This window comes from Plantactinospora sp. DSM 117369 (assembly GCF_053764795.1).
Genome location: NZ_CM132446.1, coordinates 294,572 through 307,106 on the forward strand (window position 1 = coordinate 294,572; position 12,535 = coordinate 307,106).

The window sequence follows — 12,535 nt, forward strand, 5'->3', positions numbered from 1 at the left end:
CCATGTGGCTGATCGGAGTACGCAATCTGCTGGCCCAGCGTGGGCGGCTGGTGCTGACGTTCATCACGGTCGTGCTCGGTGTCGCGTTCGCGTCCGGCACCCTCTTCTTCGCCGACAGCATCGGGGCCGGCGCCCGTGCCATCCGCACCGATGTGGCGGTGCTGGTGGCGCCCTCCCCCGGAGGCGAGGAAGTCGAGTACGACGCCCGCCCGACCCTGCTGCCGGCGGCGCAGCTTCCCCGCTTGGCGGCCATTCCCGGAGTCGCCGCGACCGACGGCATCGTCGACGGGTACGCGGCCGTGGTCGGCCAGGACGGCAAGGTCGTCCGGCCGGCCGGGTTCGCCAACGATCTCATCGGTACGAACTGGAGCGAGACCCCCCGACTGCGGCTGGTGGAGGGACGCGCGCCGGCCGGGCCGGGCGAGATCGCGGTCGAGCAGGTCGCCGCCCGCAACGGTGAGCTGACTCCCGGAACCCGGACCACCGCACTGCACGGGTCCGGTGCCGAAGAGGTCACCGTGGTGGGGATCTATCTCTACCAGCCCGCCCTCCGGGACGGTCCCGGCCGCGCACCCGCCCTCGCGTTCGACACCACCACCGCGCAACGGGTCCTCCAGCAACCGAACACGTTCACCTCGGTGGAACTCACCGCGGCACCCGGTGTCTCCACCCGCCAGCTCCGGGACGCCGTCGCCGCCACACTGCCCGCCGGGCTCGTGGCGCACGACGGTGCTCTCCTCGCCGAGCAGTCGCGCCAGCAGGAGGAGAGTGACGCGGGCACCACCGCCCAGATCCTGCTCTCCTTCACCCTGGTCGCCCTGCTGATCGGGGCGACCCTGATCGCCAACACGTTCGCCATGCTGGTCGGGCGGCGTGCCCGCGAGTTCGGCATGCTCCGGGCGATCGGTGCCACCCGCCGCCAGATCACGATGTTGGTGCTGGTCGAGGCGGCCGGGATCGGCGTGCTCGCCACCGCGGTGGGCATGCTGGTGGGCGTTGGCCTCGCCCTACCCATGATCGACTTTGCCGCGGGGCGGGATCCCGTCCTCGGGAACACCCTCCACGTCACGCCCCGGGCCGTACTGTCGAGCCTCGCCGTCGGCGTCCTGGTCACGGTCCTCGCGGCGTGGCTGCCCGCCCGCCGGGCCGCCGCCGTGCCACCCGTCACGGCTCTGCACGGCGACATCGTCCTCGTCCCCAAGGCCATGCGGGTACGCACCATCCTCGGGCTGGGCCTCGCCAGCATCGGCACGCTCTTCTGCCTGCTCGGCCTGCTCGGAAACAGGCCGCCGTTCACCGTGGCCGGAGTCGTCGGCGCCTTCACCATGCTCATCGCCGTCGTGCTGCTCGCCGCGGGGCTGGCCCGGGTGATACTGCGTCTGGTCGCGGCACCGATCAGGCACCGGCTGCTGCCGCGGCTCGCCGTCGAGAACGTGATGCGCAACCCCCGCCGGACCGCAGCGACCGTCTCTGCGCTGATGGTCGGCGTGGCGCTGGCCACCGGCATCGCCGTGTTCGCCGCCAGCGCCACGGAGGCGGACCGGACCGTCGTCGAACGGACCGTCCGGGCACCCTTCCTGGCGGCGAACATCGGCGGCGGGCAGATCAGCGAGGCCACGCTGGCCCGGATCCGGGCCGTGGCCGGCGTCACCTCGGCCGCCCCGATACGCCGCGAGACAGCCGGCACCGGTGAGGAGGGCTTCCCCCTGACCGCGGTCAACCCGGCCGCCCTCGGCTCGCTGCTCAACCTGGAGCTGGCCACCGGTACGCCCGACGGCCTGGCCACCGGCGCTCTCGCCCACGAGTCCCTGGCCGCGGAGCGCGATTGGTCGGTGGGTGACTCGGTCGACCTGACCCTCAACGGTCAACGGGTGAAGGTCGCCATCACCGGCCTCTACGCCGATGCCGCCCTACTCGGCGACGGGCTACTCGTCTCCGACGACTTCGCCGAACGGCACTTCCGACCCGGCAACGGCGACACCGTGGTCATCGGCGCGGACGACAACGAGTCGGAGCTGCGCTCCGGGCTGGAAGCCGCGCTCGCCGACCGCCCGGACGTACGCCTCTACACGCCGGCGCAGTACGCCGCCGAAGAAGCCGGCGCCTTCGCCATCCTCATCCGGATCGCCACCACCCTGCTGGCCCTGGCACTGGTCATCGCCGTTCTCGGGATCATCAACACCCTGGCGCTGTCCGTCCTGGAACGCACCGGCGAGGTCGGCCTGCTACGCGCCATCGGCATGCACCGGCGCCAGGTACGCATGATGATCACCGTCGAGTCGATGCTGATCGCCACCGTCGGTGGCGTACTCGGCATCACCGTCGGAATACTGCTCGGCGCGATGGTCCAGCACGCCGTTCTCGCCCGCCCGGTCACCGACGCCGCCATCCCACTCAGCCTGGCAGTGGGCGCCTTCGCGGCCATGGGAGTCGCCGGTGTCGTCGCCGCGCAGTGGCCGGCCCGCCGAGCCGCCCGCACCGACGTACTCGAAGCCATGCGCGCAGAGTAACGAGCGTGCTCCCGTCCCCGATCCTCAGCGGGCCAGTGCGGGCCGGCGCCTGGCCCGCTGAATCGGCGTACCGGAGATGTGTAGTGCGCGAATCGTCTCAGGCCATCTCGACGAGTCAGAGTCTGGCGAGGGCGGCCTGGAGCGGGTCGAGCCCGAGCGAGCCGAGGTCGAGCGCGGCCCGGTGGAACTCCTTGAGGTCGAAGTCGGCGCCCTTGCGGGCCTGGGCGTCCGCCCGCGCCTGCAACCAGATCCGCTCACCGACCTTGTACGACGGGGCCTGCCCCGGCCACCCCAGGTAGCGGTTCAGCTCGAAGCGCAGGTTCTCGTCCGGTACCCGGCAGTGTGCCCGCATGAACTCCCAGCCCAGCTCCGGGGTCCAGCGCTCGCCGGGACGGAAACCGAACGGGTTGTCCCGAGGAATCTCCAGCTCCAGGTGCATCCCGATGTCGACGATCACCCGGGCGGCCCGGAACGCCTGCCCGTCGAGCATGCCCAGCTTGTCGCCCGGGTCGGCGAGGTAGCCGAGCTCGTCCATCAGGCGTTCCGCGTACAGCGCCCAGCCCTCGCCGTGCCCGGAGGTCCAGCAGAGCAGCCGCTGCCACCGGTTGAGCAGGCCGGCGCGGACCTGGGTCTGCGCCACCTGGAGGTGGTGCCCGGGCACGCCCTCGTGGAAGACCGTGGTCACCTCGCGCCAGGTGGAGAACTCCGTGATGCCCTGCGGCACCGCCCACCACATCCGGCCCGGCCGCGAGAAGTCCTCGCTCGGGCCGGTGTAGTAGATCCCGCCGTCGCTGGTCGGCGCGAGGCAGCACTCGATCCGGCGGACCTGCTCGGGGATGTCGAAGTGGGTGCCGTGCAGTTCGGCGATCGCCTTGTCGGCCAGCGCCTGCATCCAGTCCCGGAACGCCTCCTTGCCCTGGATCCGCCGGGCCGGGTCGGCGTCCAGCGCGGTCACCGCCGCGTCGATGCTGGCGCCCGGGCCGGCGATCTGCGCGGCCACCGCGCGCATCTCGGCCTCCAACCGGGCCAGCTCCTCGAACCCCCAGGCGTACGTCTCCGCCAGGTCGACGCGGGCGCCGAGGAAGTACTGCGAGGCGAGTTCGTACCGGTCCCGGCCGGCGGCCTGCTTGGCCCGGCCCAGCGGGGCGAGTTCGTCCCGCAGGAAGTGCCCGAACTCGGCCGTGGCGGCGGTGGCCGCGGCCGCGCCCCGGCGCAGCTCGGCGGCGAGCGCCGGGGCGGCGGGGAGCCGCTCGACCAGGGAATGGAAGAAGTTGTCGCCGTCCGGGTCGGTCCAGATGTCACACTGCTTGGCGACCTCGACGATCTGCGCCCGGGAGCTGACGTGCCCAGCCCCGGCGGCGGTACGCAGGGTCGTCTTGTACGCGTCGAGCGCCCCGGCGAACTGGCCCAGCCGGGCGGCGATGTTGCCGACCGCCTCGGCGCCCTCGGTCGGCATCAGGTCGAAGACCTGCCGGAGTTCGTGCAGTCCGCTGGCGATGACGTTCAGTTCGCTGGCCGTCTCGCCCGCGTCGTACCGGGCGAGTTCCAGGCCGAGCCGCTCCTGCATCGCCTCCTTGGCGGTCCGCTCCGCCTCGGAGTCCGGCTCGGTGGCGTCGAGGGCGGTGAGCGTACGCCGGGTCAGCTCGGCCTGCGCCGCGAAGCCCTCCGGCGAGAGGTCACCGAGCTGGTCGTCGTACCCCCCGATGCCGACGAAGGTCGCGCCGATCGGATTGAGCCGGGCCCACTCGTCGACATAGCGATCAGCCAACTCGTTGATTCGTCCCACGCCACGACCCTACGTGATGGACCCGGCTCCACTCATCCGCGATACCCCGGCACCGGTCACCGGTCGCCGCACCTCCTCCACCCTCGCCGACGGTGCCGATCCGGGCGGCCGAGGGGTGTGTGCTACACCACCACGTGGTGAAACTCGCGAGATTTTGTCGGCCCCCTGCTGCAAAGTGTCAGGGGTGACTGCCGCTACCACTCCTGACAAGTCCGCCCTCAAGTCGTGGTTGCCGGGCTTCTTCGCCCTCGGCGCGATCTGGGGGTCGAGCTTCCTCTTCATCAAGGTCGGCATTCGGGAGATGCACCCGGTCTACGTCACTCTCGGCCGGGTCGGCGCGGGCGCGATCACCCTGCTGGTCGTGCTGGCGGTGCTCCGCGACCGGCTTCCCCGGGATCCGGTGCTGTGGCTGCACACCGCGCTCTACTCGGCGATCGGGGTCGCCCTGCCGTTCACCCTCTTCGGCTACGGCGAGCAGCGGGTCTCCTCGATGCTCGCCGGCATCTGGAACGCGACCACCCCACTGGTGGTGCTGCCGCTGGCGGTGCTGGTGTTCCGGACCGAGCGGATGACCGTACGCCGGGGGGTGGGGCTCGGGCTGGGCTTCGTCGGGGTGCTGGTGGTGCTGGGCGTCTGGCAGGGCCTCGGCGGTGCCCAGTTCACCGGCCAACTGCTCTGTTTCGCGGCGGCGGCCTGTTACGGCGTGGCCATCCCGTACCAGAAGCGGTTCGTCGCGGATCGGACCGAGTCCGGCCTGTCGCTCTCGGCCGCGCAGTTGCTGATGGCGACGGCGCAACTCGCGATCGCCGCGCCGCTGATCGCCGGTGCCCCGCCGGCACCGACCAGCCTCTCCGGCGAGGTGATCGCCAGCGTGCTGGCACTGGGCGCGCTCGGTACCGGCCTGGCCTTCGTGATCAACCTGCGCAACATCCGGGTGGCCGGCGCGAGCACGGCATCGACGGTCACCTACGTGATCCCGGTCTTCGCGGTGCTGATCGGGGTGCTCGCGCTCGGTGAGCACCTGGCCTGGTACCAGCCGGTCGGTGCGGCGATCGTGCTGGCCGGGGTGGCGGTCTCGCAGGGGCTGTTCGGCCGGCGGCGCCGCCCCGCCGTACCGGCCGGCATGCCGCCAGAGCTGACCCCGTCAGCCCGGGTGTGAGCCGGTCCAGTCGAGCAGCGCGTCGGCGGACCAGGTGTTGACGACCCGCTCCGCCGGTACGCCGCACCGGGCGGCCCGCTCACAGCCGAACCGCTGCCAGTCGAGTTGACCCGGTGCGTGCGCGTCGGTGTCGATGGCGAACCGGCAGCCCGCCTCCACGGCCAGCCGGATCAGCCGCTTCGGCGGGTCCTGCCGCTCCGGGCGAGAGTTGATCTCGACGGCCTTGTCGTACTCGGCGCAGGCGGCGAAGACGGCGTCGGCGTCGAAGTCGCTCGGCGGCCGGGTACGGGCCCGGTGCCCCCGATCGCCGGGACCGGTCACCCCGGGGGGCCGGGCGGCGACCATCCGCCCGGTGCAGTGCCCGAGGATGTCCAGGTGCGGGTTGGCGATCGCCGCCAGCATCCGCCTGGTCATCCGGGCCTTCGGGTCCCGCAGGTTGCTGTGCACCGAGCCGACCACCACGTCCAGCCGGGCCAGCAACTCCTCGTCCTGGTCCAGCGAGCCGTCGTCGAGGATGTCGACCTCGATGCCGGTGAGGATCCGGAAGCCCTCCGGCAGCGCGTCGTTGACCGCGGCGACGTAGTCGAGCTGTCTGCGCAGCCGGGCGGCGGTCAGCCCCCGGGCCACGGTCAGCCGGGGCGAGTGGTCGGTCAGTACCAGGTATTCGTGCCCCAGTTCGACGGCGGCGAGCGCCATCTCCTCGATCGGCGAACCCCCGTCCGACCAGTCGGAGTGGGTGTGGCAGTCGCCGCGCAGCGCCGCCCGCAGCGCGGTGGCCTCCTCGTCCAGGTCGAGTCCCTCGGTGGCCAGCAACCGGCGCAGATAGACCGGTTCCTCGCCGCGCAGCGACTCGGTGACGGTCCGCGCGGTCACGTCGCCGACGCCGGAGAGCTCGGTCAGGGTGCCGGCCTCGGCCCGGGTCGCCAGCTCCTCGGCGGGCAGCTCGGCCAGGGTTTTGGCCGCCGACCGGAACGCCTTGACCCGGAAGCTGGCCTCGTTCGCCCGTTCCAGCAGGAAGGCGATCCGACGCAGGTCGGCGAGGGGGTCGCGCCCGGTCATGCCGTCTCCTCGGTCCGCTCGGTCATGGGTGACCAGGTTAGTCAGCGGCCGGCGCCGGCGCGGGAACTCGCCGGCCGGTCCTGACCGGCCGGTACCGCACGGCGGAGACGCAACGGGGTTGCCGGTGTCGGTGCCTCGTCGTACTGTCCGTCCGCCGCTCCGCACCAGGAGGGTGGGCGGAGGCACCTGACGGGGGAGGACAAATCGTGGTCGCCACTTTCCGCGCGCTGGCGTCGGTGGTGATGCTCGCCGGGTTCTACGTCGTCGCGCTCGTCCAGTTGGGCGGCGCGGTGGCCCTGGCCATCTGGCTCAGCACGGTACTCAACGGCGCGATCGCACTGAAGATCGTGTTTCCGCTCTTTGTGGCCACGGTCGGCGCGGTCTCGGTCGCGCTCTGGAAGGCCATCCGAGCCCGGCCGGAGCCGCCGGAAGGGCAACCGGTCGGCCCCGACCAGGCCCCGGAGCTGTGGCGTACGGTGCACGAGCTGGCGGGCGTGGTCGGCACCCGGGTGCCGGACGAGATCCGGCTGCTGCCCGAGGTCAACGCGGCGGTGACCGAGGACGCCAAGCTGCTCGGCCTGGTCAGCGGCCGGCGCATCCTCTACATCGGACTCCCGCTGCTCCAGGCGATGAGCGTCGACCAGATCCGCTCGATACTCGCCCACGAGCTGGGGCACTACTCGGGCCGGCACACCCGGCTCGGTGCGGTGGCGTACCGGGGTCGGTTGGCCCTCGGCGGCACCATCAGCCGGATCGGCCCCCGCAACCCGGTCGGCTGGGTGTTCAGGGGCTATGCCCGGCTCTACCTGCTGGTCGACAACGCCGCCTCGCGACGGCAGGAGCTGGAGGCGGACCAGGCATCCGTGCAGGTCGCCGGCCGGGCCGCCGCCGCGTCCGCGCTGCGTGAACTGCCGGTACTCGACGCCGCCTGGGGCTTTTACTTCCAGCGGTACGTCCACCCCGGCTGGGAGGCCGGGTTCGTCCCGGACGACCTCTTCGGCGGCTTCTACGCCCTGATCGCCGCCCGCCAGGCCGAACTGGCGGAGCTGCGCGGCAACGAGCCGGACGCCGCCGGGTCGCGCTGGGACACTCACCCGCCGATCCCGGAGCGGATCTCGGCGATCGCCACCGCCCCCGACGTACGCCGGCCGGCCGACAACCGGCCCGGGTACGCGCTTCTCCCGGACATCGTCGCGCTCGGCCGTCGGCTACAGGACCGGACGGTCGAGGTCGGCGACCGCAAGGTGCTGCCCTGGCCGCAGTTCACCCACGCGATGGTCGCGGCGGGCGTGCAGCGGCAGACCGACGCCGTCTTCCGGGCGCTCGGCCGGTTCACCGGGGCGCCCGAGCCCGGGCTGCCGGTGCTGTTCCAGGTCGTGCAGGCGGGCAGGCTCGGTGAGTTCGCCGAGCAGTTCTTCTCGGACGCCACCCGTCGGGAGGCGGCCCGCAAGTTCGCCGAGCCGATGGAGACGCTGTTGCAGAGCGCCGCGGTGAGCGCGCAGGCGGCCTGGTGGCAGCACTCGTGGTCCGGGCCGGCCGAGCTGGTCGGGCGGGACGGCCGGCCGATCTCGTTCGCCGAGATCGCCGAGTTGGCCGTCTCGGCGCAGACCCTGCCCGAGGCGGTCGCCCGGCTGACCGCGCTCGGCATCGACCCGGCGCACGGCCGGGTGGTGCAGCGCCGGGCCACCGCGAACGGCGCCCGGCTGCTCGCCGCGCTCGCCAACGTCAAGGTCGACGGCGTCGACCACGACGTGCTGATGCTCAACCGCGGGCTGGTCTTCGTCGGCAACCCGGGCAAGGCCGACAAGGGTACGAAGCGGCTGCGTGAACTGGTCAGCTCCGCCCCGGTCGCCGAGCTGGCCGGTCGGCACCAGTTCCTGCCGTTCGAGGAGGTTGTCGGTGCCACGATCCGCAAGCAGGTGCCGCTGAGGGCCGAGCTCGTGCTGCACGACGGCCGCCGGCTGGCGTTGCAGGAGGCGTGGAGCAGCGAACTGCTGGAGAAGAACAGTCGGGACACCCTGCTGGAGGCGCTCAAGTCGTTCGACGAGCGCTGACCCCGCCCAGCTGGCAGGCCGGCCCGGTCACCGGCTCGCCGGCCGCCGGAATGCCGCCGTACCCTGGCGCTCATGCGCACGATCGACTGGGTTGACGGTGCCGTCGAACTGATCGACCAGACCGCCCTGCCGGGCCGGCTCACCGTACTCCGGGTGAGCACCGTCGATGACCTCGTCGCGGCGATCCAGCGGCTCGCGGTACGCGGCGCCCCGGCGCTCGGCGTGGCCGGTGCGCTCGGAGTCGCGCTCGCCGTAGCGCAGCCGGGCGACGTGGCGGCCGCCGTACGCCGGCTGGAGACCGCCCGGCCGACGGCGGTGAACCTGGCCCGGGGCGTACGCCGGGCCGCCGCCCGGCTGCCGGAGGGCGCCGACGCGGTCCTCGCCGAGGCGCTGGCGGTGCGGGACGAGGAGATCGCCGCGTCGGCCGCGATGGCCCGGCTCGGCGCCGACCTGCTGGCCGAACTCTGCGGGACCCGGCCCCGGCTGCTCACGCACTGCAACACCGGCGCGCTGGCGGCGGTGGTCGGCGGTACGGCCCTCGGGGCGGTGCTGGAACTGCACCGGCGGGACGCGCTCGGCGCGGTACTGGCCAGCGAGACCCGACCGCTGTTGCAGGGGGCCCGGCTGACCGCCTGGGAGCTGGGCCGGGCCGGGGTGCCGTACCGGGTCGCGGTGGACGGGGCGGGCCCGTTCCTGATGGCCCGGGGCGAGGTCGACGGGGTGGTGCTGGGCGCCGACCGGATCTGCGCCAACGGCGACGTGATCAACAAGATCGGCACGTACGCGCACGCGCTCGGTGCCCACCGGGCCGGCATTCCGTTCGTGGTCGTCGCGCCGGAGTCGACGGTCGACCCCGACACGGCCGACGGCGCGCGGGTCGAGATCGAGGACCGGGGCGCCGACGAGGTGCTGTCGTACGGCCGGACGCCGGCCGGCGACGGCCGACCGGCCGGGGTGGACGGTGTCGACGCGGTCAACCCGGCCTTCGACGTGACCCCCTACGAGCTGGTCACGGCGATCGTCACCGAGCGGCGGGTGATCAGGCTGGATCGGGGAGAGCGGGTCTGACCGCGGTGACCGTACGCCGGTCCTCGGCGACCCGGGTCACCCAGCCACCCGCCCGGCCGAGCCGGAGCAGCGCGTCGGGCCGGGCCGGCAGCTCCACCGCGCCGCCTGGCCGGGGTGGCCAGGCCAGCCGGGCCGCCGAGCCGGGCGCCAGCCAGCGCCGCAGCGCACCGATCGGGTCTGCCGAGCCGACCGCCGTGCGGGCGCCGTCCAGCTCCCGCAGTACCGCGTCCAGCGCCGGGCCGACCGCTGCCGCGTTGCCCCCGCACATCGCCGCGACCAGGTCCGGCCGGGTCGCCGCGACCCGGGTGCCGTCCCGGAACGAGCCGGCGGCCAGGGTGCCGGCCAGCGGGTCGTCGGCGGCGACCGCCGCGATCGCGGTGGCCAGCAGGTGCGGTACGTGACTGATCGCGGCCACCGCCCGGTCGTGTTCGGCGGCGACCGCCGGCACCACCCGCGCGCCGATGCCGGTCAGCAACGCCGCCAGTTCCAGCCAGTCGGCCACCGAGGTCGCCCCCGGTTCGAGGCAGAGCACCCAGGCGCAGCCGGTGAAGAGGGCCGGATCGGCGGCACCGAATCCGGAGGTCTCCCGGCCGGCCATCGGGTGGCCGCCGACGAATCCGGCCCGCCGGTCGGCGCCGCCGCGCAGGTGCCGGTCGACCAGTACGCGTACCGGCTCCTTGACCGAGGTGACGTCGGTGACCAGTCCGGTGTAGCCAGCTCCGGAGAGCTCGTCGAGTACCCCGGCCACCGCCGGCAGCGGTACGGCGATCACCACCAGATCGGCGCGGGCCACCGCGTCGCGTACCGTCCGGGCGACCTGCCAACGCTCGGCCGGCGGCGCCTGTGCGGCGGCGGTCCGGGCGGTGGCCCTGGTCGCGGGGTCGGCGTCGTAGCCGAGCACCGCATGACCGGTCGAGGCCAGTGCCCGCAGCACCGAGCCGCCGATGAGACCGAGCCCGATCACCGCGACGTCCACGACCGGAACTCTCGCACACCGGCCGCGGCTACGGCGCCTTCGGGCAGCCGTTGTCGGCGCGCCAATCCCTGACCTTGGCGGCCGGTGAGGTGTTCCGCTTCTTGCGCCAGGCGTCCAGGAACGACGCCGGCCAGACCACGCCGCGCCGGATCCACCAGTCGGCGGTCTTCTCGCACGGCGGCGAGATGCCGAAGTGCAGGTGGCAGACGTTGTTGGCGTTGCCGGTCCGGCCGACCGTGCCGACCTGCTGGCCGGCGCGCACCCGGACGCCCGCCTCGATCCCGCCGGTGACGTTGGTCAGGTGCGAGCCGTAGTAGCGGACCCCGTCGTCACCGAGCAGCGAGACCGCCTTGCCGCCGTTGTTGGGCCCCTGCGGCCCGGTCTTGCTGTACCGGTCGACCCGGCTCACCTCGAGGATCCGGCCGTTCGTGACAGCGACCACCGGCGAGCCGCAGTTGGCGAAGATGTCGGTGGCCGGGTACGCCGAGTGGGTCGGGTGGTAGGCGACGTTGCCCGTCTGCACCGGGAAGGCGTATGTGTGGCTGCCGCTGGTCGTCGGCGGCGGGGTGCTGGGCTTCTTCGACGGCGACCTGCTCGGCTTCGCGCTGGCGGTCGGCGTCGGCGCGGCGCTCGGCGTACCGTCGGCGGCCGCGCTCGTGGCCGGGCCGTCCATCGGCTCGAAGGCCGGTGCGCCGGTCGGCTGCCGCGTGTCGGCGCAGCCGGCGGCGAGCGCCGTCACCGTCACCAGCAGGACGGCGACCGGGTACCCCGGCAGCCGGCCGGGCCGGCCCCGTCCCGCTGATCCTCCCCATGGCATTCGGCCATAGTGGCAGACCGGCCCGGAGCTTGCCGGCCCGGCGGTCGGGCCCGTCGCGATCCGGTCGGTCGCCGGCCTCCGCCGGGTAGGCTGCGAACCGGGTGGACCGTCCGGAACGGGTGGCGTACCCAGGGGCGTGTGCACGCACGTGTGGGTGGAGAGGAGCGGGGTCATGGCGGAACAGCCGGCTCTGCAACCCCGGTCCGGCGTACCGCACCCCGCCCTGCCGCCGCCCGCCGTCGAGCCCCGGCCGGTCTGGCAGCCCCGACCCTTCGGGCACAGCCCGTCCGGCCTGTTTCCGGCCAGCCCGCCGCCCGTGCACACCCAGCCGACCTACCGGGAGCCCCATCCGGTACGCCCCGGAGCCGTCGCCGCGGGCGCCGCCTCAGCCGCCGCCTGGCTGGTCGCCTTCGGTCTGCTCGGTCACGGCCTGCGCGGATACGTGCTCTGGACGCTGCTGGCCGGCGGGATGGCCTGGCTCGTCGCGCTGCTGTTGACCGAGCGGGGCAACCGGGGAGCCGGCGCGGGCATCGCCCTGGCTACCGGGGTCGGCTGGGCTATCGCCGCAGCGGCCGTCGCGACCCGCTGGTACACCAGCGCCGACTGGCCGTTGTGGTAGCCGCTCGCCACCTCGCTGTCCCGCTCCGGGTGATCCGTACGGCCCGCGCCGCAGCTCGGGGCCGGTGCGGGGGAGGTACCGGAGTCTCCGAGAATCGTTCGGGACAGCCGCGCTGAGTGAGGTGATCGCTGCACACCGCGATCGGCCTTGACGAATCGGGCCCGACTCGGCACCCTCGGCGGTATGGCCTGGACAGAGCATCGGCTCGACCCTGACCGCAGCCGTCGTCGGTTGCAGCTCCTTGCCGAGCTCGCCGGGGCGAAGTCGGTGCGGGAGCGCGAACATCCCCGACGTGCCCGCGTCGATCGCCTGCGCGAACTGATCGCCACCCGTCGCCGCCTGGCGAACTGATCGCCACCCGTCGCCGCCTGGCGAACTGATCGCCACCCGTCGCCGCCCTGGCGACCTGACCGGCAGCCTCGTCCACTTCGATTCCCCGTCCCTCCTTCGGGGCGTTGCGTGGGCTCTGCCGGATACGACCGGATAC

At 73.3% G+C, this 12,535-nt stretch carries 10 protein-coding genes; 6 read left to right on the forward strand and 4 right to left on the reverse strand.

What is annotated here, in order from left to right:
* Positions 1–2: 2 nt before the first annotated feature.
* The gene (locus ACSMXO_RS01375; protein ID WP_455416434.1) at positions 3–2,510 is read left to right on the forward strand and encodes an ABC transporter permease; all 2,508 of its coding nucleotides are present in this window, start codon (positions 3–5) and stop codon (positions 2,508–2,510) included.
* A 115-nt stretch (positions 2,511–2,625) separates the two neighbouring features.
* Here the strand turns inward: ACSMXO_RS01375 and ACSMXO_RS01380 are convergent, their stop codons facing one another.
* Positions 2,626–4,296 carry a DUF885 domain-containing protein gene (locus tag ACSMXO_RS01380; RefSeq protein ID WP_455416435.1) on the reverse strand — a complete coding sequence of 557 codons (1,671 nt, stop codon included), beginning with the start codon at positions 4,294–4,296 and terminating at the stop codon, positions 2,626–2,628.
* A 184-nt stretch (positions 4,297–4,480) separates the two neighbouring features.
* Here ACSMXO_RS01380 and ACSMXO_RS01385 point away from each other — a divergent pair, with 184 nt between their 5' ends.
* Positions 4,481–5,455, forward strand: a complete 975-nt coding sequence (locus tag ACSMXO_RS01385) for a DMT family transporter (RefSeq protein WP_455416436.1) — start codon at positions 4,481–4,483, stop codon at positions 5,453–5,455.
* Here ACSMXO_RS01385 and ACSMXO_RS01390 read toward each other — a convergent pair.
* Entirely contained in the window at positions 5,441–6,514 is a 1,074-nt protein-coding gene (locus tag ACSMXO_RS01390) for a PHP domain-containing protein (protein ID WP_455416437.1), read from the reverse strand. The genes ACSMXO_RS01385 and ACSMXO_RS01390 overlap by 15 nt on opposite strands.
* A gap of 206 nt (positions 6,515–6,720) precedes the next feature.
* Between ACSMXO_RS01390 and ACSMXO_RS01395 the strand changes: the two genes are divergently transcribed.
* Both ACSMXO_RS01395 and mtnA read left to right on the forward strand, forming a co-directional pair.
* A complete protein-coding gene (locus tag ACSMXO_RS01395; RefSeq protein WP_455416438.1) occupies positions 6,721–8,568 on the forward strand; it encodes a M48 family metalloprotease in 1,848 nt (615 codons plus the stop codon).
* A gap of 72 nt (positions 8,569–8,640) precedes the next feature.
* A complete protein-coding gene (gene mtnA, locus ACSMXO_RS01400; protein WP_455416439.1) occupies positions 8,641–9,636 on the forward strand; it encodes an S-methyl-5-thioribose-1-phosphate isomerase in 996 nt (331 codons plus the stop codon).
* On the opposite strand, the gene ACSMXO_RS01405 is transcribed toward mtnA, so the two are convergent.
* Together ACSMXO_RS01405 and ACSMXO_RS01410 are read right to left on the reverse strand one after the other, a co-directional pair.
* Positions 9,608–10,612, reverse strand: a complete 1,005-nt coding sequence (locus tag ACSMXO_RS01405; protein WP_346262151.1) for a prephenate dehydrogenase/arogenate dehydrogenase family protein — start codon at positions 10,610–10,612, stop codon at positions 9,608–9,610. The genes mtnA and ACSMXO_RS01405 overlap by 29 nt on opposite strands.
* A gap of 28 nt (positions 10,613–10,640) precedes the next feature.
* The gene (locus ACSMXO_RS01410; RefSeq protein WP_455416440.1) at positions 10,641–11,603 is read right to left on the reverse strand and encodes a peptidoglycan DD-metalloendopeptidase family protein; all 963 of its coding nucleotides are present in this window, start codon (positions 11,601–11,603) and stop codon (positions 10,641–10,643) included.
* Between ACSMXO_RS01410 and ACSMXO_RS01415 the strand changes: the two genes are divergently transcribed.
* Both ACSMXO_RS01415 and ACSMXO_RS01420 read left to right on the forward strand, forming a co-directional pair.
* Positions 11,602–12,048, forward strand: coding sequence for a hypothetical protein (locus ACSMXO_RS01415; protein WP_346262149.1), 447 nt, complete (start codon positions 11,602–11,604; stop codon positions 12,046–12,048). The genes ACSMXO_RS01410 and ACSMXO_RS01415 overlap by 2 nt on opposite strands.
* Before the next feature lie 183 nt (positions 12,049–12,231).
* Positions 12,232–12,399 (forward strand): hypothetical protein, encoded by a 168-nt coding sequence (locus ACSMXO_RS01420; RefSeq protein ID WP_203857601.1) that lies wholly within the window; start codon positions 12,232–12,234, stop codon positions 12,397–12,399.
* The last annotated feature ends 136 nt before the right edge of the window (positions 12,400–12,535 follow it).